General features: G+C 62.2%; 20 protein-coding genes. 15 read left to right on the top strand and 5 right to left on the bottom strand.

The features are described from left to right. Positions 1-350 precede the first annotated feature (350 nt). The 15 genes from F0184_RS18560 (at position 351) to F0184_RS18490 (ending at position 16,237) form a co-directional block, all read left to right on the top strand. Positions 351-1,376, top strand: a complete 1,026-nt coding sequence (locus F0184_RS18560) for a carbohydrate ABC transporter permease (RefSeq protein WP_150497707.1) — start codon at positions 351-353, stop codon at positions 1,374-1,376. 4 nt (positions 1,377-1,380) lie between these two features. Further along, positions 1,381-2,262 (top strand): carbohydrate ABC transporter permease, encoded by an 882-nt coding sequence (locus F0184_RS18555; RefSeq protein WP_150497706.1) that lies wholly within the window; start codon positions 1,381-1,383, stop codon positions 2,260-2,262. A gap of 198 nt (positions 2,263-2,460) precedes the next feature. After that, entirely contained in the window at positions 2,461-3,771 is a 1,311-nt protein-coding gene (gene hisD, locus F0184_RS18550; protein WP_150497705.1) for a histidinol dehydrogenase, read from the top strand. After that, positions 3,768-4,400: a glutathione S-transferase family protein gene (locus F0184_RS18545; protein ID WP_150497704.1), complete on the top strand. Its 633-nt coding sequence runs from the start codon at positions 3,768-3,770 to the stop codon at positions 4,398-4,400. Before hisD ends, F0184_RS18545 begins: the two co-directional genes overlap by 4 nt. Continuing rightward, a complete protein-coding gene (locus tag F0184_RS18540) occupies positions 4,397-5,452 on the top strand; it encodes an ester cyclase (RefSeq protein ID WP_150497703.1) in 1,056 nt (351 codons plus the stop codon). Before F0184_RS18545 ends, F0184_RS18540 begins: the two co-directional genes overlap by 4 nt. Next, positions 5,449-6,216 carry an SDR family NAD(P)-dependent oxidoreductase gene (locus F0184_RS18535; RefSeq protein ID WP_150497702.1) on the top strand — a complete coding sequence of 256 codons (768 nt, stop codon included), beginning with the start codon at positions 5,449-5,451 and terminating at the stop codon, positions 6,214-6,216. The genes F0184_RS18540 and F0184_RS18535 overlap by 4 nt, the downstream gene beginning before the upstream one ends. Then, positions 6,216-7,247, top strand: a complete 1,032-nt coding sequence (locus F0184_RS18530) for a LacI family DNA-binding transcriptional regulator (protein ID WP_150497701.1) — start codon at positions 6,216-6,218, stop codon at positions 7,245-7,247. Before F0184_RS18535 ends, F0184_RS18530 begins: the two co-directional genes overlap by 1 nt. Beyond that, a complete protein-coding gene (locus F0184_RS18525) occupies positions 7,234-8,202 on the top strand; it encodes a nuclear transport factor 2 family protein (RefSeq protein ID WP_150497700.1) in 969 nt (322 codons plus the stop codon). Before F0184_RS18530 ends, F0184_RS18525 begins: the two co-directional genes overlap by 14 nt. Before the next feature lie 125 nt (positions 8,203-8,327). Beyond that, complete coding sequence (locus F0184_RS18520) at positions 8,328-9,281, top strand: cupin domain-containing protein (protein ID WP_150497699.1); 954 nt, start codon at positions 8,328-8,330, stop codon at positions 9,279-9,281. A 135-nt stretch (positions 9,282-9,416) separates the two neighbouring features. After that, positions 9,417-10,550: a cobalamin-independent methionine synthase II family protein gene (locus tag F0184_RS18515; RefSeq protein ID WP_150497698.1), complete on the top strand. Its 1,134-nt coding sequence runs from the start codon at positions 9,417-9,419 to the stop codon at positions 10,548-10,550. Then, positions 10,547-11,248: an alpha/beta fold hydrolase gene (locus F0184_RS18510; protein ID WP_150497697.1), complete on the top strand. Its 702-nt coding sequence runs from the start codon at positions 10,547-10,549 to the stop codon at positions 11,246-11,248. Before F0184_RS18515 ends, F0184_RS18510 begins: the two co-directional genes overlap by 4 nt. Before the next feature lie 205 nt (positions 11,249-11,453). Further along, positions 11,454-12,191 (top strand): SRPBCC family protein, encoded by a 738-nt coding sequence (locus F0184_RS18505; RefSeq protein ID WP_150497696.1) that lies wholly within the window; start codon positions 11,454-11,456, stop codon positions 12,189-12,191. Between the two features lie 83 nt (positions 12,192-12,274). Then, positions 12,275-12,766 carry a (2Fe-2S)-binding protein gene (locus F0184_RS18500; RefSeq protein ID WP_150497695.1) on the top strand — a complete coding sequence of 164 codons (492 nt, stop codon included), beginning with the start codon at positions 12,275-12,277 and terminating at the stop codon, positions 12,764-12,766. Positions 12,767-13,001: 235 nt separating this feature from the next. After that, positions 13,002-15,365, top strand: a complete 2,364-nt coding sequence (locus F0184_RS18495) for a xanthine dehydrogenase family protein molybdopterin-binding subunit (RefSeq protein WP_150497694.1) — start codon at positions 13,002-13,004, stop codon at positions 15,363-15,365. Positions 15,366-15,436: 71 nt separating this feature from the next. After that, positions 15,437-16,237 (top strand): FAD binding domain-containing protein, encoded by an 801-nt coding sequence (locus F0184_RS18490; RefSeq protein ID WP_150497693.1) that lies wholly within the window; start codon positions 15,437-15,439, stop codon positions 16,235-16,237. A gap of 111 nt (positions 16,238-16,348) precedes the next feature. Here the strand turns inward: F0184_RS18490 and F0184_RS18485 are convergent, their stop codons facing one another. The 5 genes from F0184_RS18485 to F0184_RS18465 are packed head-to-tail and all read right to left on the bottom strand — an operon-like array spanning position 16,349 to position 21,833. After that, positions 16,349-17,554 (bottom strand): molybdopterin molybdotransferase MoeA, encoded by a 1,206-nt coding sequence (locus F0184_RS18485; RefSeq protein ID WP_150497692.1) that lies wholly within the window; start codon positions 17,552-17,554, stop codon positions 16,349-16,351. Between the two features lie 5 nt (positions 17,555-17,559). After that, complete coding sequence (gene moaC, locus F0184_RS18480) at positions 17,560-18,078, bottom strand: cyclic pyranopterin monophosphate synthase MoaC (protein ID WP_150497691.1); 519 nt, start codon at positions 18,076-18,078, stop codon at positions 17,560-17,562. Between the two features lie 8 nt (positions 18,079-18,086). Next, positions 18,087-18,899 carry an indole-3-glycerol phosphate synthase TrpC gene (gene trpC / locus F0184_RS18475; RefSeq protein WP_150497690.1) on the bottom strand — a complete coding sequence of 271 codons (813 nt, stop codon included), beginning with the start codon at positions 18,897-18,899 and terminating at the stop codon, positions 18,087-18,089. A gap of 4 nt (positions 18,900-18,903) precedes the next feature. Beyond that, complete coding sequence (trpD, locus tag F0184_RS18470) at positions 18,904-19,917, bottom strand: anthranilate phosphoribosyltransferase (protein ID WP_150497689.1); 1,014 nt, start codon at positions 19,915-19,917, stop codon at positions 18,904-18,906. Positions 19,918-19,937: 20 nt separating this feature from the next. Further along, positions 19,938-21,833: a peptidylprolyl isomerase gene (locus tag F0184_RS18465; protein WP_150497688.1), complete on the bottom strand. Its 1,896-nt coding sequence runs from the start codon at positions 21,831-21,833 to the stop codon at positions 19,938-19,940. Positions 21,834-22,057 lie beyond the last annotated feature (224 nt).

The raw sequence follows: 22,057 nt of genomic DNA, 5'->3' as shown, positions 1-22,057 counted from the left end.
CCGGCCGACAGACAAACTCCTCGCCTTCCTCGAAGCCCTCTGATTATGCCGACCCCGACACAGCGGTCCCCTCCGGAAACAAAGACTTACAGACCTACATCGGCATAATCCGGGCATCGGCATAATGCGACTTATGCCGACTTCGGCATAAAGCTCACACGGCGCTCGGCGCGGAGCTGACAGACTTCATGCAAGGGCGTGAAAGTGCCGAGGACGCGCTTCGCGATGTCGAGGCCGCCTACACCGCGGCGGCACGGGAAAAAGGCTTCCTTTGATCGGTCTCACGTCATGAATGCGCCCGGCGGTTCCGGGCGCATCGAACCTCCACGCCGTTCTGATCGGGGCACAGCATGAAGCACAGAACCTTTTTCTGGTTCTTTCTGCCGACAGCGCTTGCAATGCTCTTGTTCATTGCCGCGCCGATCGTGTCGGTCGTCATCCAATCGTTTTTTGTCCCGCACGAGGCTGTCCTCGTGGAGACGGAGAGTTGCGGTCCGTTCGGCTGCACGACCAGTATCGTGATCGACCAGAAGGCGACCGAGGATCTGCGGGCCGAGCGTCCCTGGGGCAGGTTCGCGGGTCTGGAGATTTATTTCGACCGCGGCCACCTTGCGACGGCTGAGGTCGCTTCGGCTTGGCGTGACAGTGCGAGTTTAGGCGCATTCCTCGGCAAACTCGGCAATCTGCCCTTCTACCGGGCCATGGCCTTCACGCTGACCTACACGTTTGTTGTAACCCCGCTGTTGATCCTGCTCGGGTTCGTGATTGCCTTGGCGGTCAATTCCCTCAACCGGCGGATCAAGGGGCTCGTGATCTTCTTTTCGCTGCTGCCAATGATCGTCACGCCCTTGATCGGGTCGCTGATCCTGTTTTGGATGATCGACAGCCGTGGGATCATTGGATCCCTGATCCAGTATCTGGCCAATGATCCGGACCTGTCCCTAAAAGCGTCAACGCCGCTGATGTGGATCGCCCTGATCGTCTACGGCATCTGGCACAGTGCGCCCTTCGCCTTTGTCGTCTTTTACGCGGGGCTCCAGACCGTCCCGCAGGATACCCTGGAAAGCGCCCAGATCGACGGCGCCTCCCGCTGGGAGCAGGTCCGCTACGTGATCCTGCCGCATCTGATGCCGCTGGTGACGTTCGTGGCCCTGATTCAGTTGATGGATAATTTCCGGGTGTTCGAGCCGATTGTCGGGTTCAATGCATCCGCCCATGCGACCTCGCTCTCATGGATCATTTTCAACGATCTGGGTGGGGAAACCAACCAGCTGTCGGCGGCGGCCACCACGTCGGTCCTGACGATCATCTGCGTCGCGATCCTCTTGTCGCCGGTCCTGGTGCGCACGTGGCGCGATTTCAAAGGGAAGGCGTGATCCTATGACATCACTTGCCCGCCGCGCCCCGGCTTCCTTGCGAGTTGCCTCGAGCCTTTTCCTTCTTCTTTGGCTTGTGGTGGCCGCGTTTCCGTTCTTCTGGACATTGTGGGGGTCCTTCAAGGTCGAACTGGACTTCTTCTCGATCGCCGACTGGACCAATGCGCGTACCGGGGATCTCACCCGTGAGACCCATGGACGTGCGTTCACCGGCGCCGGCTACAATGGCGCCTGGGTTCAGGAAGAGTTTTGGCGCGCGGCGATCAACTCCTTCCTTGTTTGTTTCTTCGTGGTCGTGACGTCCCTGACGATCGGGACACTGGGCGGGTATGCCCTGAGCCGGTCCGGCCACAATTATGTGTTCTGGCTGCTGATCGCCGCGCTTATTTTCCGGGCGATGCCGCCGATCACACTCGTATCCGGTTATCTGCCTCCGTTTTTTCAATGGAACCTGTGGGGATATCTCCCGACCGCCATCATTGTGCTGGTTGCAATCAACCAGCCATTCACTCTGTGGATGCTTCATTCCTTTTTCCAGAAGATCCCAAAAGAGCTTGACGAGAGCGCAAAGGTCGATGGCTGCACCCAGTTTCAGGCCTTTCGCTACGTGATCATTCCCGTGATGTGGCCAGGAGTGATCACCACCGGCCTTTTCAGTTTTCTTCTGGCCTACAATGATTTCGCCGTGACGGCGATGCTGCTGAACGAACAGAATCGGACCATGGTCCCGCAGATCGCGGCGTTTCTGGGCACGACCTACACCGAAGGCAACGTCATGTTCGCCGTGGCGGCCGTCGTGTCGGCAACGGCCCCGTTGTTTCTGCTGGTCATGATTTTCCAGCGTCAGATCGTGTCCGGTCTGACGGCTGGGGCCGTGAAAGGTTAGCGCGGACGGGACCTGCGTGAGAGGGAACAACACCGAAGGGAGCGCATCCCACCGTTTCCAGCGTCCTGAGACTGTCTGGAAGATCGAAGGTTGGAACAGAGGCGACAAAGAGGACTTGAACGCATTGCATAGGTATGCAAATTGAGACGATAAGAGATGGCCTCCCATTGCCGGAGGCACAGGCCAAAGGGACGGAACATGGCGGTTGACTATCTGAAGCGCGGCAAGCCGGAAGCGGAACGGTCGGAAGACGATGCCAAGGTCCGGGCGGTCGTCGAGGCCACCTTGTCCGAGATCGAGGCGCGCGGTGATGCGGCTGTGCGCGAATTGTCCGAGAAATTCGATGGCTATGCCCCTGAGAATTTCCGCCTCAACGCGTCCGAGATCGAAGCGCTGATGAACCAGGTGTCCGGGCGCGATATGGACGACATCAAGTTCGCGCAAGAGCAGGTGCGCAAGTTTGCGCAAGCGCAACGCGATTCGATGACGGACATCGAAGTCGAGACGCTGCCGGGGGTGATTCTGGGGCACAAAAACATCCCCGTGCGGTCGGTCGGATGCTATGTTCCGGGCGGCAAGTTTCCGATGGTCGCCTCGGCGCACATGTCTGTCGCCACCGCGTCGGTTGCCGGGGTGCCGAGGATCATCGCCGCGACACCGCCCTTCAAAGGTGCGCCGAACCCGGCCGTGATCGCGGCGATGCATTTGGGCGGCGCGCACGAGATTTATGTGCTCGGCGGCATTCAGGCCGTGGGCGCCATGGCCATCGGTACGGAAACCATCGATCCGGTGCACATGCTGGTGGGGCCGGGCAATGCGTTTGTGGCCGAAGCCAAACGCCAGCTTTTCGGACGTGTGGGCATCGATCTATTCGCGGGACCAACGGAAACCATGGTCATCGCGGACGACACGGTCGATGCGGAAATGTGCGCGACGGATCTCCTGGGCCAAGCCGAACATGGTTACAACTCCCCGGCCGTTCTGGTCACGAATTCCCGCAAGCTTGCCACCGAAACGCTGGCGGAAATAGAGCGGCTCCTCGAAATACTGCCGACCGCGGAAACGGCGCGAAAATCTTGGGAAGACTATGGCGAGGTCATCCTGTGTGACAGCTATGACGAGATGCTGGCGGTCGCGGATGAGATCGCTTCGGAACACGTGCAGGTGATGACCGATCGGGACGATTGGTTCCTGGACAACATGACGTGCTATGGCGCGCTGTTCCTGGGCCCGCGCACAAACGTGGCGAATGGTGACAAGGTGATCGGGACCAACCACACGCTGCCGACGAAAAAAGCCGGTCGGTACACAGGCGGGCTCTGGGTCGGCAAGTTCTTGAAGACCCATTCCTACCAAAAGATCCTGACCGATGAAGCCGCTGCTGAAATGGGTGCTTATTGTTCCCGGCTTTGCATGCTTGAGGGCTTTGTCGGGCATGCCGAACAGGCCAATATCCGTGTGCGCCGCTATGGTGGCGGCAACGTACCATACGGAGAAGCTGCGGAATGATCACACTTCACGGACGGATTACATCGGCCAATGTCCAGCCGGTCGCCTGGTGCCTGCAAGAGCTCGGTCTGGACTTCGAGCGCCTTGACGTCGGCGGCCCCTTTGGCGGGACGGGGAAGGACGAGTACCGGGCCATGAGCCCGTTAGGTCTCGTGCCGGCGCTGACCGACGGAGATCAGTCCTTGTCCGAGTGCGCCACGATCCTGCGGTATTTGATGCGCAAATACGGTGGGCATCCCACCGACCCGATGGCGGCCGCCCAGATCGAGCGGTGGGCGGACATGGCACGGGGTCACATCTATCCGGCATTGATCTCTTGCATATTCCTGCAATTTGTCCGCACGCCCGCCGGCGAACGGGATCACGCGGCGATCCGGCAGGCCGAAGCGTCCCTGGTGCAGGTCATGACGGTCGTGGAAGCCCTGATCGAGCGAGCGGTTCTTGGCGGAGGGAATCTGACCCTTGCGGACTACCAGATTGGCGGGTTGCTGTACCGCTATTTCGAGTTGCCGTTCGAGCGCGCCGAGTTCCCGGGCCTGAAGGCCTATTACGAGCGGTTGTGCGCCCGTCCAGCGTATCAAGAGCAAGTCATGATCGATTTCTGGGGCATGAAGGTCGAGGGTGCATGACGGGCGATGCCCATACCAGGCACAAATCGCTGATCGCCCCGTTGCGGTCGGCGATGTACGACTTTTCCGAAAAAGGCGTCCGAGAGGCATTGGCGGTTCTTTGCGCGCCCGATGCACTCTTCCGGTTGTGCCATCCCTTCGGAGATATAACCGGCCCCGGGAATTTTTATGACAAGGCCTACGCTCCGCTGCTGCACGCCATCCCGGATCTGGAACGGCGCGATTTCATGGTGATGGCCGGGGTCACCGGCCAAGGGGACCACTGGGTCGGCTGTTGTGGCACGTACACCGGAAGTTTTGAAAAGCCGTGGCTCGACATCCCGCCGACCGGCCACCAGGCCGCCATGCGCTTTCACGAGTTCTACAGGTTCGTCGACAGCCAGGTGGTGGAGGTCCAGGCGATCTGGGACCTCCCCGAGGTCATGATGCAGGCGGACGCCTGGCCCATGGCGCCAAGCCTTGGCCGTGAATGGCAAGTGCCCGGCCCTGCCACGCAAGATGGGATTGTCCCGGGTCCTCACGATGAAGCGGCGGGCGCGCGAACCTGTGCGCTGATTATCGAAATGCTCAACTTCATGACGAAACACCCTTCGCAAGGGGGCGCGGAGATTATGGAACTGGACCGGTTCTGGCATCCGCGCATGAGCTGGTACGGACCGGCAGGCATCGGTACCGGACGCGGGATTAGAGGTTTCCGGAACTGGCACCAGATTCCGTTTTTGAACGCCATGCCTGACCGGGGGCAGGCTACCGAGGGCACCAACCACCATTTCTTTGGCGACCGCGATTACGCCGCAGTCACGGGCTGGCCCAACATGCTGCAGACCGTTTCGCATGACGGCTGGTTGGGGATCGCCGCGGCTGGCCAGCGCATCACGCTGCGCAGTCTTGATTTCTGGCGGGTGGAAAACGGTTTGATCCGGGAAAACTGGGTCTTGGTCGATCTTCTGGATGTCTTTGGGCAATTAGGCGTTGACGTGTTCCACCGCCTTCGGGAATTCAACAAGGCGAGACAAGGCTTTGATCCCGAGACCGGAGTTGCATTGACATGATTGATTTGCCGACGTCGCCCACGTTTTCCCTGGAGGGCAAAAAGGTTCTCGTGACCGGTGCGTCCTCTGGCATCGGGCTGGCCTGTGCCTCTGCCTTGGCAGAAGCGGGAGGCGATGTGGTGCTTGCGGCCCGCCGGGCAGACAAGCTGCAAGAAGCGGTCGACGCGATGACCGCCAAGGGCTGGAATGCATCCGTGCTTCAAATGAATGTGGCCGATGTTCTCGATGTGCAAGTGGCTGTCGAGAAGCACGGTCCCTTCGATGTCCTGGTGAACAGCGCCGGAGTCGCGCGCCATTCCCCGGCACTTGAAACCACGCCCGAAGACTTCGATGCGGTCATGAACCTCAATCTGCGCGGCGCTTACTTTCTGACCCAAGCGGTCGCCAAGGGGCTGATCAGCGCGGGCAGACCCGGCTCGCTGATCAACATGTCGTCCCAGATGGCGCATGTCGGCGGCCTTGATCGGGCCGTTTATTGTGCCTCGAAGTTTGCCGTCGAAGGGTTCACCAAGGCCATGGCGCTGGAATTCGGACCGAAGCAGATCCGGGTCAACACCATCTGCCCGACCTTTATCCGCACGCCCTTCACCGAGGCGACATTCGAAAACCCGGACCGTGTCAAGTGGATCGAGGAAAAGATCAAGCTTGGCCGGACCGGCACGGTCGAGGACATCATGGGCGCGGTGCTCTATCTTGCGAGCGATGCCTCGTCGCTCGTGACCGGAACGTCCCTTCTGGTCGACGGAGGTTGGACGGCGGATTGATGCCCAGCGAGAAGGTCACTTCAGTCGATGTGGCAAAAAGGGCCGGTGTCAGCCAGTCCGCCGTCAGCCGCGTGTTCACGCCCGGGGCATCCGTTTCCCCGAAAATGGCCGAAAAGGTGCTGAAGGCGGCCGAGGAACTGGGCTACCGGCCCAATGTCCTGGCAAGGTCGTTGATCACTGGCCGGTCGCGGATCATCGGCCTGGTCGTCGCCTATCTCGACAATCAGTTCTATCCCGATGCATTGGAAAGGCTGTCCAACGCCCTCCAAACACACGGCTATCATATTCTCGTCTTCATGGTGTCCAATGACGAGAGTGGAACCGAGAAGGTGATGGGGGAATTGCTCGACTATCAGGTCGACGGGATCATCACGGCGTCGGTTGCCATGTCGAATGCCTTGGCGGCTCGGTGTGCTGCTGCCGGGGTCCCGGTCGTGCTGTTCAATCGCGGACAGGACGACGAGCGCCTCAACCAGGTGACATCCAACAACTACATTGGTGGCCGCCGGATCGCGGATTTCCTGATCGCCGGCGGTCATACCCGGATCGCGCATATCGCCGGGTGGAGCGGGTCGTCCACCGGCCGGGACCGGCGCCACGGGTTCGAGGACCGCCTGCGCGAGAAGGGGCTCGATCTTGTTGCCTGTATCGATGGCATGTACCGGCGCGAGATCGCGGCTCAGGCCGCGCGCGATATGTTTGCGGGCGATGTGAAGCCGGACGCGATTTTCGTCGGCAACGATCACATGGCCTTTGCCGTCCTCGACACCTTGAAGCATGAACTCAAGCTGGATGTGCCCGGCGAGGTTTCGGTCGTTGGCTACGACGACGTCCCCATGGCCGCCTGGCCTTCCTATGACCTGACAACGCTCCGCCAACCTTCTGGCCGAATGGTCGAGGCGACGGTCAAGACCTTGCTTGATTGGATTGAGGAGGGCAGCCGGGATGTCCGCAAGATCGAGATTGATGGACCGCTGATGATCCGCGGCTCGGCGCGGGTACCGGAAGGATGGTCTTATGAAGGGCTTTGAGCCACGCTGGCAGGATTTTCCCGGTTACATAATCGGGATCACCCAGGAAATCTGGGAACAGCGCAAGATCGCGAGCCTGCACCAGTATTACACCGAGGACATTATTGTCCGCTCGCCCGGCTCGGTTGTGACGGGCAACCGGGGTGTGATCGGAGCGACCATGGCAACGCTCGCCGAATTTCCGGACAGAACCCTGTTTGGAGAGGATGTGATCTGGTCGGGCACTCCAGAGGACGGCATGTTGTCTTCGCACCGGATCCTGTCCACGGCGACCCATTCCGGCGACGGGGTCTATGGCCGGGCCACCGGCAAGAGGCTGACATATCGCATCATCGCCGACTGCCATGCGATCGGCAACCAGATCAACGATGAGTGGCTGATCCGCGACCAGGGCGCGGTTGTGCGCCAACTCGGCTGGGAGCCAAGGGACTACGCACGCGATTTGATCGCGCGCGAAGGCGGGCCGGAGGCTTGCGTGAAGCCGTTCACGCCCGGGATCGACAAGCCCGGGCCCTATGCCGGGAAGGGCAACGACAATGAATGGGGCCTGCGATACGCCGATGTCCTGTCCCGCATCATGAAAGCCGATATGGCGGTGATCCCTGCGGAGTATGACAGGGCCTGCCAACTGGAATACCCGGGCGGACAGAGCGGTGTTTCCCACGGTGACGCCGACCGGTTCTGGATGGCGCTGCGCGCCAGCCTGCCGTCTGCCCGGTTCACGATCGAACACCGGATCGGCCGGGACGATCCCATGATGCCGCCGCGGGCTGCGCTGCGGTGGTCGCTGAACGGCAAGCATGACGGTTGGGGACTGTTGGGCGCTCCCACGGGTGCAAATGTTCATGTCATGGGCGCCGCTCACGCTGAGTTCGGTCCATGGGGCTTGCGCCGCGAGTATGTGCTTTTCGATGAAACCGCGATCTGGAAGCAGATCCTCATGCAAACCGGTTGAGCCAATCGCGCGGGACCGGACCGGGAATTGCGCGCGATTTTGAGTGTCAGGCATCTTTTCCCGGCTTTGATTGATCGCGCAGCGTTTCAATCTGGTGAGGAGGTGCTCCAGGAGGAGGAAAAAGAATGACCGCTCCGCAAATCGTGCGTTACGGCGAACTGATACCCTGCCGCACGGCCTTTATCGATGCACATACGCCCGGATCGGATCAAAAAGAGAATTTCACCATCATCGGCGGCGGGGTCTCGGAAAGTCCTGACCAGCATGTGCACATCAAGGAAACGCCCGGCTTCAATATCGGGGCGGCCGGGCAGCCGCCGAAGTGCCGGAATTCTCTTCATTCGCACCGCACCGCCGAAGTGTTCTATGTGCTCAAAGGCCGGTGGCGCTTCTTCTGGGGCCGCTGGGGCACGGCCGGGGAGGTGGTTCTGCAAGAAGGCGACATCTTCAACATCCCGACCGGCATTTTCCGCGGATTTGAGAACATCGGCGATGATTACGGGATGATCATGGCGATCCTTGGCGGCGAAGATGCCGGCGGCGGGGTGATCTGGGCCCCCCAGGTGATCGAGGATGCCCGGGAGCACGGCCTTGTTCTGGGGGAAAATGGCGTGCTTTACGATACCAAGAAGGGAGAGGCGCTGCCGGACGGTGTTGGACCCATGCCGCTCCTGACGGATCGGGAACTGGCAACCTATCCCGAACCGCGAAGCGACGAAGTCGTGTCCAAATATATCGCGCGCTACTGGGACATGATGGCGCTGGCGGACGGCAAGCCCTGCAAGGTGATCGGGGCAGATGGCCTCATCAAGGACAGGCCCGGCTTTGAAGTCGATCTGCTCAGGCGCGGGTCCATCGCCGAAACGCCGTATACGACCGATCGTCACGAGGTCCTCATGGTCATGCGGGGACACTGGATCGTCCGCTGGGGCAAGGAGGCCGTTGTCCTTGCCCCCGGCGACACCTGCGCGGTTCCACCCGGCCTTGAGCACAGTCTGGCCCCGTCCATGAGCGGAGAGGCAAGCCTTTACCGGGTCATGAATACCGATGATCCGGCCGGACCGACCTGGACCCGCTGAACAGGGCCCGGCCCGGATCGCGCCCTGGAATGAGGGCGGGCGCGCGGTTCCGGCACCCCGGCGCCGCGCCTGTGTCCGGGAACTGAAAGCGCAATACCGTTTGCGATGCAATGAGAGCAAAGAAGGGGGAAGACCATGCCGGAAATCGAGGTGACCCACGTGGGATCCCTGCCGCGGACGCAGGAGGTGGTCGATTTCATCTTCGCGCGCGAGCGGCAAGAGCCCTGCGATCAAGCCGCATTCGACGCGGCGATGACCAAAGCAGTGTCCGGCACGGTCAAACGGCAGGTCGACGCTGGCGTGACGATCGTCAGCGATGGCGAGACGTCCAAGATTTCCTATGCGACCTATGTGAAGGATCGCTACACCGGCTTTTCCGGCGATAGCCCGCGCAACGCGCCGGCGGATCTCAAGCTCTACCCGACCTTTTTGAAGCGCCTCGCGGAGAGCGGCGGCACACCAAAATACGCCCGGCCGATGTGCACCGGAGAGGTGAGGCCAAAAGACAATGGCGAGCTCGAAAAGGACATCGCCAACTTGAAAGCCGCGATGACTGCGCATGGCGCGCCCCGTGGCTTCATGAATGCCGCCTCGCCTGGCGTGATCTCGCTGTTTCTGCAAAACGATTTCTATCCGAGCCGGGTTGCCTATCTGGCAGCTTTGGCGGACGCCATGCGGGCCGAGTACGAGGCGATCGTCGGGGCGGGCCTTGATCTGCAGCTTGACTGTCCGGATCTGGCCCTGTCCCGGCACATGCTTTTCAACGATCTCAGCGATGACGAGTTTGTGAAGATCGCGGCATCCCATGTCGAGGCGCTCAACCACGCGCTTGAAAATGTCGATCCGGCGAAGGTGCGCATTCACATCTGCTGGGGCAATTATGAAGGCCCGCATGTCTGCGATATCGGCATGGACAAGGTGTTTTCGACCCTCATGTCCGCCCGGGCGCGATACGTCTTGTTCGAAACCTCCAATCCCCGCCATGCTCATGAATGGACCGTGTTCCGCGACCGGAAGACCGAGATTCCCGACGACAAGATCCTGGTGCCGGGCGTTGTCGATACCACCACCAACTTTGTCGAGCACCCGGAAGTGGTCGCTCAGCGCCTCGACCGGTTCATCGGGATCGTGGGCGCGGACCGTGTGATTGCCGGATCCGATTGCGGGTTCGGCACATTTGCGGGGTTCGGGGCTGTGGATCCGGAAATCGCCTATGCCAAACTTGCCGCGCTGTCGGAGGGGGCGGCCATTGCGGGACAACGGGCGTGACACCCCTGGTCCTGCTGCCCGGCATGATGTGCGATGCCCGCTTGTTCGGGCCGCAGATCGCGGCCTTTTCCGGCACCCGTACGCTCCATTGTGCGCCGATCACGGGTCAGGCGAGCATTGAGGCGCTTGCGATCAGCGTCCTTGAGCATGCTCCACCGCGGTTCGCCCTTGCGGGTCTGTCCATGGGCGGCATCGTGGCCATGGAGGTGATCCGCAAGGCGCCGGACCGTGTGGCAGGCCTGGCGCTTCTGGATACCAACCCCTGCCCGGAACTGGAGACGGTCAAGGCGAAGCGGGAGCCGCAAATCGAAAAGGTGCTGTCCGGGCATTTGCGGTCGGTCGTGCGCAACGAGCTGAAACCCAACTATCTGGCCTCCGGCCCCCGGCGGCGGGAGATACTGGACCTTTGCATGACGATGGCTGTAGATCTCGGGCCGGAGGTTTTTGTCCGCCAATCCCGCGCGCTGCAGACCCGGCCCGATCAGCGGGCTTCCTTGCAAGCGGTCAAGGTGCCAACGCTGATCCTGATGGGCGCGGATGACCGGCTTTGTCCCATTGAACGGCATGAATTGATGCATAAGCTGATCGACGGGTCGCGTCTGGTCATCATTGAGGGCGCGGGCCACTTGCCAACGCTGGAGCGCCCTGAGGAGGTCAGCGCTGCCCTGACGCATTGGCTTGGAATGATAGACCGCTAGATGACAAGGGTCTTCACGGCGGTGTCGATCCGCCGTTTGCGGCGCCATCGGCTTTGCGGCATCCCAGATCGCCCGGAAAACCCCCTTGCAAAAATTCGCGGGCCGTCCAACAGTGTGAGCAACGGTACAAGTCGTTCATTGCAAAGGGTCTACGTCCGGAGCGGGCCTTGCTTGAAACGACGGGAAAGAGGGAGACATCGCCGCCATGGACATGGAGGGAACCTACCGGATTCCGGCGCCCCGGGAGGAGGTCTGGAAAGCCCTGAACGATCCCGATATCCTGCGGGAATGCATCCCGGGTTGCGAGTCACTGGAAATGACCAGCCCGACGGAAATGCAGGCCGCCGTGACATCGAAGATCGGGCCGGTCAAGGCCAAGTTCAAAGGCACAGTCACGCTGCAGGATCTCAATCCGCCGGAGAGCTATACCATCGTTGGTGAAGGGAAGGGCGGTGTGGCGGGTTTCGCGAAGGGCTCGGCCGGTGTGCATCTGACGCAAGAAGGCGATGAGACCGTTCTCACCTATACGGCCAAAGCCCAGGTCGGCGGCAAGCTGGCCCAGCTCGGTAGCCGCCTGATTGACTCCACGGCGCGAAAAATGGCTGACGAGTTTTTCGGTTCGTTCTCGGAGAAAGTGGGTGCGTCGGGCGCGCAGCAGGATACTCTCGACCCCGGGGTCGCTTCGGAGGCCAAGCGGATTGCGACAGAGCATCTGCCGGAGGATGCCGTAAATGCTCTGCACGATGCCGAGGCGGCTGTAGAGCACGCAGTTGAGGAGGTCTACCACAAGGCGGAAGACGCTCTGCACGATGTCGAGGAAGGCTATCACAAGGCTGAGGAGAAACTCGAGGTTGCTGCCGGGAAGGGCGCCTATGGCGGCCCGATGGTTTGGGGCCTCGTCGCACTCGGCGCCTTGATCATTGTGTTGGCCTTGATGTCGTAAGTCGGATTGCCGGCGGCCCCGCCGCCGGTTCGGAAAACAATCGGGCTGGACGCGAACCGCCCGAACACTGGGAGAGGAGACCTATGGCACACGTATCCATGAGTGTGAACGGCAAGAAGGTGAGCGGCCAGGTGGAGGACCGCACCCTGCTTGTGAACTTCATCCGGGAAACCCGAAATCTCACGGGAACGCATGTCGGTTGCGACACGTCGCAATGCGGCGCCTGTGTTGTGCATGTGAACGGCAAGGCGGTGAAGTCCTGCACGCTTCTGGCCGTCCAGGCCGATGGCGCGGATGTTGTGACCATCGAGGGATTGGCGAATGGGGCCAACCTTCATCCGGTTCAAGCCGCTTTCCGGGAGCATCACGGCTTGCAATGCGGCTTCTGCACCCCAGGCATGATCATGAGCGCGGTGGACATGATCAACCGGTATGGACCTGGAAACCTCGACGAAAAGACCATCCGGCACGAGCTTGAGGGCAATATCTGCCGGTGCACCGGCTATCAGAACATCGTGAAGGCGATCAAGGCGGCCTCCGACGAGATGGCCGGGATGCAGCAAGCCGCCGAATAGGGAAAAGGCCGCGCGAACCCGCTGCGGGTGCCGATCCGGTCCGATGAGGAGGTGACCGGGCAATCGAATGGCACCGTTGCGGGCCGTCACAGGGCGCGGCGTTCGGACTGCGAAGGCCGGCCGGCGGATAGCCGGGCCGGGTACAGTCCGCGCTTGAGTGGGTGGAACGCACTGCGTTCCGTTCCGGCCGACCGGACGGGGTCCGGCCCAGCGGGAAGATTATGGGAGAGAGACTATGGGCGTTGAAGGCATTGGTGCGCGCGCCAGGCGCAAGGAAGACAAGCGCTTCATCACGGGCAAGGGAAAATACACTGACGACATGACGGTGCCGGGCATGGGCTACGCGGCCTTCGTCCGCTCCCCGCATGCTCATGCGAAGATCGTGTCGATCGATGCCAGCGCGGCGCTCGATATGCCCGGCGTGGATGCCGTGCTGACGGGCGAGCAGCTTGTGGGCGACGGCATCGGCAATCTGATCTGCGGCTGGATGATTCATTCCAAGGACGGCTCCCCGATGAACATGGGCGCTTGGCGCGCCCTTGAGCCCGAAATCGTGCGTCACGTGGGGCAGGCCGTGGCCGTCGTTGTGGCCGACACCGCCGCCCAGGCCAAGGACGCGGCCGAAGCGGTGATGGTCGAGTATGAGGAACTGGATGCGGTGATCGATCCGGTCGCAGCCTTGGAAGAGGGCGCGCCGCAGCTTCACCCGGAAGCGCCGAACAACCTCATCTATGACTGGGAGATCGGTCACGAAGCGGCGGCCAATGCCGCCTTCGACAGCGCTGCTCATGTCACCACGATGGAGATCCACAACAACCGCCTGGCGCCGAACCCCATGGAGCCGCGTGCGGCCCTTGCGGTCTACGACACGGCGGAAGAGCACTATACGCTCTATACGACGTCGCAGAACCCGCATGTCGCGCGCCTCGTTCTGTCCGCATTCTACAATGTGGCACCCGAGCACAAACTCCGGGTGATCGCCCCCGATGTCGGCGGTGGCTTCGGGTCCAAGATCTATATCTACCCCGAAGAGATGGTGTGCCTGTGGGCGTCCAAGCGGGTCGGGCGGCCGGTGAAATGGGTCTGCGACAGGACCGAGGCGTTCCTCACCGACGCTCATGGCCGCGACCACCGTTCGGTCGCCGAGATGGCGCTGGACGCGGACCACAACATCACCGGCCTGCGGGTCAAGACGGTCGCCAATCTCGGCGCCTACATGTCGTTGTTCTCGTCGTCCGTGCCGACTTATCTCTACGCGACGCTTCTGTCGGGCCAATACAACATTCCGGCGATCCACGCGAATGTGAAGGCGGTCTACACCAACACCGTGCCTGTCGATGCGTATCGCGGCGCGGGCCGGCCGGAGGCGACCTATCTCCTCGAGCGCATGATGGAGACGGCGGCCCGTGAAATCGGCATGGATCCGGCCGAGTTCCGCCGCAAGAACTTCATCAGGTCCTTCCCCCATCAGACGCCGGTCATCATGTGCTACGACGCCGGCGATTATGACACGACGCTCGACGCCGCGATGAAGGCAATCGACTACGCCGGTTTCCCGGCCCGCAAGGCGGAGGCCGCCAGCCGTGGCAAGCTGCGTGGCATCGGGTTCTCCTGCTATATCGAAGCCTGCGGGATCGCACCGTCAGCGGCCGTCGGATCGCTGGGGGCCGGCGTCGGCTTGTGGGAATCGGCCGAGGTGCGGGTCAATCCGGTTGGAACGATCGAGGTTCTGACGGGGTCGCACAGCCATGGCCAAGGGCACGAGACGACATTCGCCCAGCTGATTTCCGAGCGTTTCGGCCTTGATATGGATGCGGTTTCCATCGTTCACGGCGACACCGACAAGGTTCAGTTCGGCATGGGAACCTATGGTTCCCGGTCCGGCGCGGTCGGCATGTCCGCCATTGTCAAGGCGCTCGACAAGGTCGAAGCCAAGGCCAAGAAAATCGCCGCTCATCTCATGGAGGCCGCCGAAGGCGACATCCAGATCGAGGGCGGCGAGCTCAAAGTGGCCGGTACCGACAAGAAACTTTCCTTCACGGAGGTGGCTCTGGCCGCCTACACCGCCCACAATCTGCCCGAGGGCATGGAGCCGGGCTTGAAGGAGGGAGCGTTTTACGATCCGACCAACTTCACCTTCCCGGCAGGCACCTATATCTGCGAGGTGGAAGTCGACCCGGAAACCGGCAAGACGGAGATCATCGATTTCGTCGCCGCCGACGATTTCGGAAAGATCATCAATCCGATGATCGTCGAAGGCCAGGTGCATGGCGGACTGACCCAGGGCATCGGCCAGGCGCTTCTGGAAAACGCCACCTATGATGACAGCGGCCAGCTGATCACCGCGTCCTACATGGATTACTGCATGCCGCGCGCGGATGATCTTCCGGCGCAGTTCCAGTTGTCGACCCATGAGACGCTGTGTCCGGGCAACCCGCTGGGCATGAAGGGCTGCGGTGAGGCGGGGGCCATCGGTTCTCCGCCCGCGGTGATCAACGCCATCACGGATGCCATCGAAAACAACGCCCTGGACATGCCGGCGACACCTGAAAAAGTGTGGCAGCTCTGCCGGGCCCAGATGAAAATGGCCGCCGAATAAGAACTTTAAAGTCAAGGTCCTGCCCACCGCCCAAACGCGGTGCGGCGGACCGGAACGGGGAGACCCAGTAAATGTATGAAACGACCTATCACCGCGCCGAGAGTGTCGAAAATGCAGTCGCGCTTTTGGGCGGCGCTGATGACCCGAAGATCCTGTCCGGCGGTCAAACTCTTTTGCCGACCATGAAACAGCGTCTGGCCGCGCCCAGCGACCTGATCGATGTCAGCCGGATCGCCGACATGCACGGCATCTGCGAGGATGGCAACGCCATCTCGATCGGGGCCGCCACAACCCATGCCGAAGTCGCAGGCTCCGATCTGGTCAAGGCCCGGATCCCCGGACTTGCCAAGCTCGCCGGCGGGATTGGCGATCCGGCCGTTCGTCACATGGGCACGCTCGGAGGTTCGATCGCCAACAACGATCCGGCGGCCGATTACCCGTCGGCGCTGGTGGCGTTGAACGCGACCATATCGACGACAAAGCGCAAGCTGTCCGCCGAGGAGTTCTTCACGGGCATGTTCGAGACCGCGCTTGATGAGGACGAGATCGTTCTGTCCGTGTCTTTTCCGGTGGCGGAAAAGTCGGCCTATGCCAAATACCCCAACCCGGCCTCCCGCTACGCCATGGCCGGTGTCTTTGTTGCCCGGCATGGGGACGGTACCGTCCGGGTCGCAGTCACGGGCGCCGGACAGAATGGCGTGTTCCGCAGCGCGGAAATGGAAGCGGCGCTCGCCGCCAATTTCACGCCGGAAGCGGTGGCCGGCATCTCTGTCGATGCCGACGGGCTCTTGTCCGACATCCATGGCTCAAACGCCTACCGGGCGAACCTGGTGACGGTCATGGCCAAGCGCGCCGTTGCGGCCGCCGGCTGAGAGGCGCCCAAGAAGAGATTGGAAAGGCCGTCTTCGGGCGGCCTTTTTTGATTGTTCGGGACTTGTGGATCCCAATCGGCGGACCGGGGCCGCGGCTGTTGTGGGGGCCGTCTATAGCGGCAAGAAGCGCACCGTTTCGCCGGCTTTTGCCGCTGGCGCGTGCGGTGGGCGGACGATCAGGGCGCCGGATCTCGCCAGAAGCGCCAGCATCGAACTGTCCTGCTTGGCAAAGGGGGTGACAACCAGGGCACCGCCGGCCCGGGTCTCCAGGACGGCCCGCACATAATCCTGCCGGCGGTCGTTGGGACCGAGATCTGCTCCCAGCACCCCATCCCGCTCACCGGCGTTTTCGTCTGGAAGGCCGTTCATCCGGGCGATGAGGGGCTTTAGAAACAGAAGGCTGCACACCAGGCTCGAGACCGGATTGCCCGGAAGGCCCAGCACCTTTGTCTGGCCCAGACGGCCCGCCATCAGCGGCTTGCCGGGGCGCATGGCGATGCGCCAGAAGGCGAGGTCCATGCCTTCGGCTCCAAGAACCTCCTGAACGAGGTCATGATCGCCCACGGACGCCCCGCCGAGGGTAACCAGAACATCGGCCCTTGCCTCGATGGCACGGCGGATATGGCCGGCCAGCTCCACCGGATCGTCCTTCGAAATGCCCAGATCAAGCGGAGATCCGCCGCAGTCCTCCACCAGCGCGGTAATGCCCGCATGGTTCGAGGCGATGATCTGATCCGGCCTTGGATCGCCGCCCGGCCGGACCAGTTCGTCGCCGGTGGCGAGTATGGCGACCTTTGGCCGCCGTCTGACCGGCAGGCGGGCATGGTTCATCGCCGCGGCCAGAGCCAGATCCCTGTAATTCAGCCGCTTCGGCGCGCAAATCAGCGTTTCGCCTTCGGCGAAATCCAGCCCCGCAGGCCGGACGAAGACGCCTTTCAAGGGCGCCTCCCGCACCAGGATGCTGTCCCCGGACCGCTCGGCATTTTCCTGGATCAGGATCGTGTCGGCGCCCTCCGGCAGCGGGGCGCCGGTGAAGATGCGAACGGTTTCCCCCGGTCCCACGACCCCGGAAAAGGCATGTCCAGCGGGCGCTTCGCCGATCACTTTCAACCGGGCCGCCGGTTGGGTCGTGTCCTCATGCCGGACCGCGTAGCCATCCATGGCGGAGGCGGCGAAGGGCGGCTGCGTGCGGGTCGAGACCAGATCCGTTGCAAGCGTGCGCCCGTTCGCCTGTGCCAGGTCGGTCCATTCGGTGCCGAGCGGATCAACGCCGTCGAGCAACCGCTTCAGGGCTTCGGAAACCGGCATCAGGCTCATCGGGATCAGGTTCCGCGCGGTGCGCTGTCCGGCACCGGTGTGTCATTGTGCCAATGGCCGGACTTTCCGCCGGATTTTTCGACCATCCGGATCTCGCCGATTTCCATGAAACGATCGACGGCCTTGGCCATGTCGTAGATGGTCAGGCATGCGACGGTGCAGGCGGTGAGCGCTTCCATCTCCACGCCGGTCTTGCCGGTCACCTTGGTGGTCGCGCGCACGCGCAAACCGGGAAGGGTCTCGTCGGGCTCGATCTCGACGCCGATCTTGGACAGCATCAAGGGATGACAGAGTGGGATCAGCTCATGGGTCCGTTTGGCCGCCATGATACCGGCAAGACGGGCGGTTGCCAGAACATCGCCCTTCTTTGCGCTTCCCGAGCAGATCAGTTCGAGCGTTTCGGGATGCATCTTGACCCGGCCCTCGGCCACGGCAAAGCGGTCGGTGATATCCTTGTCGGTCACGTCCACCATGTTGGCCGCGCCGGATGCATCGATATGGGTCAGTTTCGGGCCGCTGGTCATGGGCTGCCTCATGATGTCGCTGACAGGGAAGGATTCGCCAGGAGCGCGCGTGTGGCGCCGGCCACATCGTCCTGGCGCATCAGGCTTTCCCCGATCAGGAAGGCCGAGATCCCGACCCTTGCCATGCGCGCTAGGTCGTCCGGCGTGAACAGGCCGGATTCGCCAATCACCAGGCAGTCGGTGGGGACCATCGGGGCCAGCGTTTCGCTCGTCTCCAACCGCGTCTCGAAATTTCGCAAGTTCCGGTTGTTGATGCCGACAAGCGGACTGTTCAGGTCGAGGGCGCGCTCCAGTTCGGCCGCGTCATGCACTTCCAGCAACACATCCATGCCCAGTTCGAACGCGGTTTCTTCCAACGCCTTTGCCGTGGCATCGCCGACCGCCGCCAGTATGATCAAAATGCAATCGGCGCCCCAGGCCCTTGCTTCATGAACCTGGTAGGTGTCGTAGAGAAAATCCTTGCGCAGAGCGGGAAGGGAGACGGCATCGCGGGCTGCGCCTAAAAACGCGGGCTGGCCATGAAAGGAGGGGGTGTCGGTCAAGACCGACAAGCAGGCGGCCCCCCCGGCCTCATAGGCCCGGGCCAGCCCGGGCGGATCGAAGTCCGCGCGGATCAGCCCCTTGGAGGGGCTGGCCTTCTTGATTTCGGCGATCAGCGCATATTGCCCGGCATTGATCTTCGCCTTCAAGGCGGTGTGGAAGCCGCGCGGCGGGCTCACGTCCTGGCACCTGGCCTTCAGTTCGGCCAGCGGCACGGCGTCCTTCGCCGCCGCGATCTCCGCGCGCTTGTAGGTCTCGATCTTTTTCAGAATATCGACCATCAATCTATCCGTTCGAGGCAGCGACAAGCCGCTTCAGGCGGTCCGCCGCCGCGCCGCTGTCAATGCTTTGGGCAGCCAGTGCAACGCCTTCTTTCAAAGAGGCGCATTTGCCGGCAACGATCAGCGCGCCGGCGGCGTTCATGAGCACCACATCGCGATAGGCGTTGCGGGCTCCGTCCAGAACGCCGCGAAGCGCGGCCGCATTTTCCGCCGGCTCCCCGCCCTTCAGCTCTGCGAGCGCCGCCATCGGCAGACCGGCGTCGTCCGGCGTGATTTCAAAGGACTGCAAGGCACCGTCCTTGACCTCGGTGACGAAGGTCGGTCCGGTGGTGGTGATCTCGTCCATGCCGTCGGAACCGTGAACGACCCAGGCATGCTCCGTACCCAGATTGCGCAGCGCCTCGGCGACCGGTTCAACCCACTTGCGGGCGAACACCCCGACAAGCTGTCGGCGCACACTTGCCGGATTGGAAAGCGGCCCGAGAAGATTGAAGATCGTTCGGGTGCCGAGTTCCATTCGTGTCGGGCCGACATTCTTCATGGCGGAATGGTGCAGCGGCGCGAACATGAACCCGATCCCGGCGCTTTCGATGCATTGGGCGATCCGTTGCGGCCCGATGTCGATATTGATGCCAAGCTCCGCAAGGGCTTCCGCCGACCCGGATTTGGACGAAAGCGAGCGATTGCCGTGTTTGGCGACGGGAACGCTGCAGCCGGCCAGCACCAGGGCCGCGCAGGTCGAAATGTTGTAGCTGCCGGAATTGTCGCCTCCCGTTCCGACAATGTCGACCGCGCCTGACGGGGCGACGACGGGAAGCATTTTCGCCCGCATGGTGGCCACCGCTCCGGTGACCTCCGCCACGCTCTCGCCGCGCACCCGCAAGCTCATGAGGAACCCGCCAAGCTGAGAGGGCGTCGCGGCGCCCGACAAAATGATGTCGAACGCAGCCCGGGCCTCGTCTTCGCTCAAGCTTCGCCCCTCGGCAACGATCGCGATATAGTCCTTGAATGTGGTCATGCCCCACCCGCCAGTCCGGCTTACTGTGTGCTGTTCAGGCCGAGGACCCGGGTGATGGACGCATTGTTGATCTCAACGCCTTCCCGGGTCTCGATGTCCGCAACGTATTGTCCCAGGATCGAATCCTGCAGACGGCGGGACATTTCCGGCAGCAAGGCCTGAATCTCGTCCGCGTCGGGGTTGAACGGCGGGATCATGACACTGGAAACGACCGCGACGATCCGCGCCGGGGCCTGGGAAGCGGCCACTGCGGCCGCCGTGCCCTGCGGTCCGGCGAACAGCGCATCGACCGCATCGGCGGCGAAGCCTCCGAAACCGGCTGTCCGGGTCACGCCCCAGGCTTCCGATATCTCAAGACCTTCGGTGCCGGACACCGCATCCAGTGTCTCGCCGTTCTGGACGCGTGTGACAAGGGCCTCCGCTTTTTCCTGCAAACGCCGGGCAATCTCGGCCGCGCGCCAGGCGGCAACAACATCGGGGCGCACTTCCTCCAGATCGCGGTCGCGGGCCGGAATGACGTCATTGACCTCATACCAGACAAAGCCGCCCGACTGGAGCTGGATCGGATCGGTTTCCATCCCGACTTCCGCATCGAAGGTTCCGGGGATCAGACCGTTCGCATCCGGCAAACGGGCCTGATCGCCGTCCATCGTCAGACCGCTGCGGTCGAACGGCTCGGGCTCGGTCACGGTCAGGCCGAACCGTTCGGCAATTTCGCTCAACAGCGCGCCGCCGGCCCGGGCATCCTCGATCTCGTCGAACAGATCCAAAATCTCGCGCTGCGCCTCGCGCTCCGCCAGTTCCGCCTTGATCTGGTCCTTAATCTCATCGAATGGCTGCGTCCGGGCAGGAATAACTTCCGTCACATTCAGGATCACGGTCGAAAAACGTCCGTCGACGGGCTCGCTGGTCTGGCCGGTCTGGACAGAGAAGGCCGCGTCGCCGACCGCATCATCCAAAAAGTCGGCCCGGCTCATCAGGCCGAGATCGACGTCGCTGTCGGTCAAGTTCCGTTCGGCCATCAGCTCCTCGAAAGGCGTGCCGGATTCTAGGGCCTCGGCTGCGGCCGTCGCTTCGGCTGGATCCTGGAACACCATCTGCTGAACGCGGCGGCGCTCGGGCTGGGAGAAGCGTGCGAGATCGCGTTCGTAATCGGCGCGCGCGTCTTCGTCGGTGATCGCATCCGGATTTGCGAGTGTCTCTGCGGTAACGGTCAGCAGTGCGATTTTGCGGTACTCGGGGGCGCGGAACTCTCTTTTTGCCTCTTCATAGAAGGCCTCCAACGCCGCCGCATCCGGCTGTTCGATATCGCCGAGGACGTCCGGTTCCAGACGGATGTAGCGAATGTCACGCGATTCGTTCTGGAAAACATGCAAGGCTTCCAGATAGGCAAGCGGCGCCTGCATCCCGCCGGCAACACCGGCCGCCAATTGCTCGCGGTTCAGACCATCGCGGCGCTCGATCACATATTCGTCCTCGGTCATGCCATTCGAACGAAGAATCTGGGCGAGCCTGGTGCGGTCATAGGTGCCGGTGGGCCCGACGAACGCCGGGTCGGATTGAATGTCGCCCGCAAGCCGTTCATCGGAAACGCCAAGGTTCATCTGGCGAGCGGTTTCATTGAGGGCTGCCTGGCCGATCAATGTCCCGAGAACCTGCTGTGGCAGGCCGAGTTGCGCCCCTTCCGCATTTGTCAGCGGGCGTCCGAACTGCTGGCCGAACCGGTTGAGTTCCTGCCGGTAGGCGCGATCGAAGGTGAAGGTCGACACTTCGGTGTCGCCGACCTTGGCCGCCACGTTCTGACCGAAACCGGAGAAGACATCCGCGACACCCCAGATGGCGAAGCTAAAGACCAAAAGGGCGATGAAAATCTTGGCAATCCATGTGCCGGTGCCCTTGCGCAGCGTGTCGAGCATCGTGTCTCCCGTCGTTCTTGCTTGTCTTTGGTCGTTCGGGACATCGGTCCGGCCGTGACCGCTTGCCGTCCTTGGCGAAGCGCGCGGATCATAAAGAGGCAGGGCGCACGGGGCAAGGGACGCGGCGCACGGTTCACAATGTCATGACAATCGGAAAACACCGGGCAGGAATTGCAACTGCGGCTGCCTTTTGCTCTATACGGTCGCGGCAAAGCGCCGAACCC

Source organism: Roseibium aquae (assembly GCF_008711285.1).
Lineage (GTDB): Bacteria > Pseudomonadota > Alphaproteobacteria > Rhizobiales > Stappiaceae > Roseibium > Roseibium aquae.
Note: the sequence above shows the minus strand (reverse complement) of the source record. Positions and strands in the feature narration are given on the sequence as shown.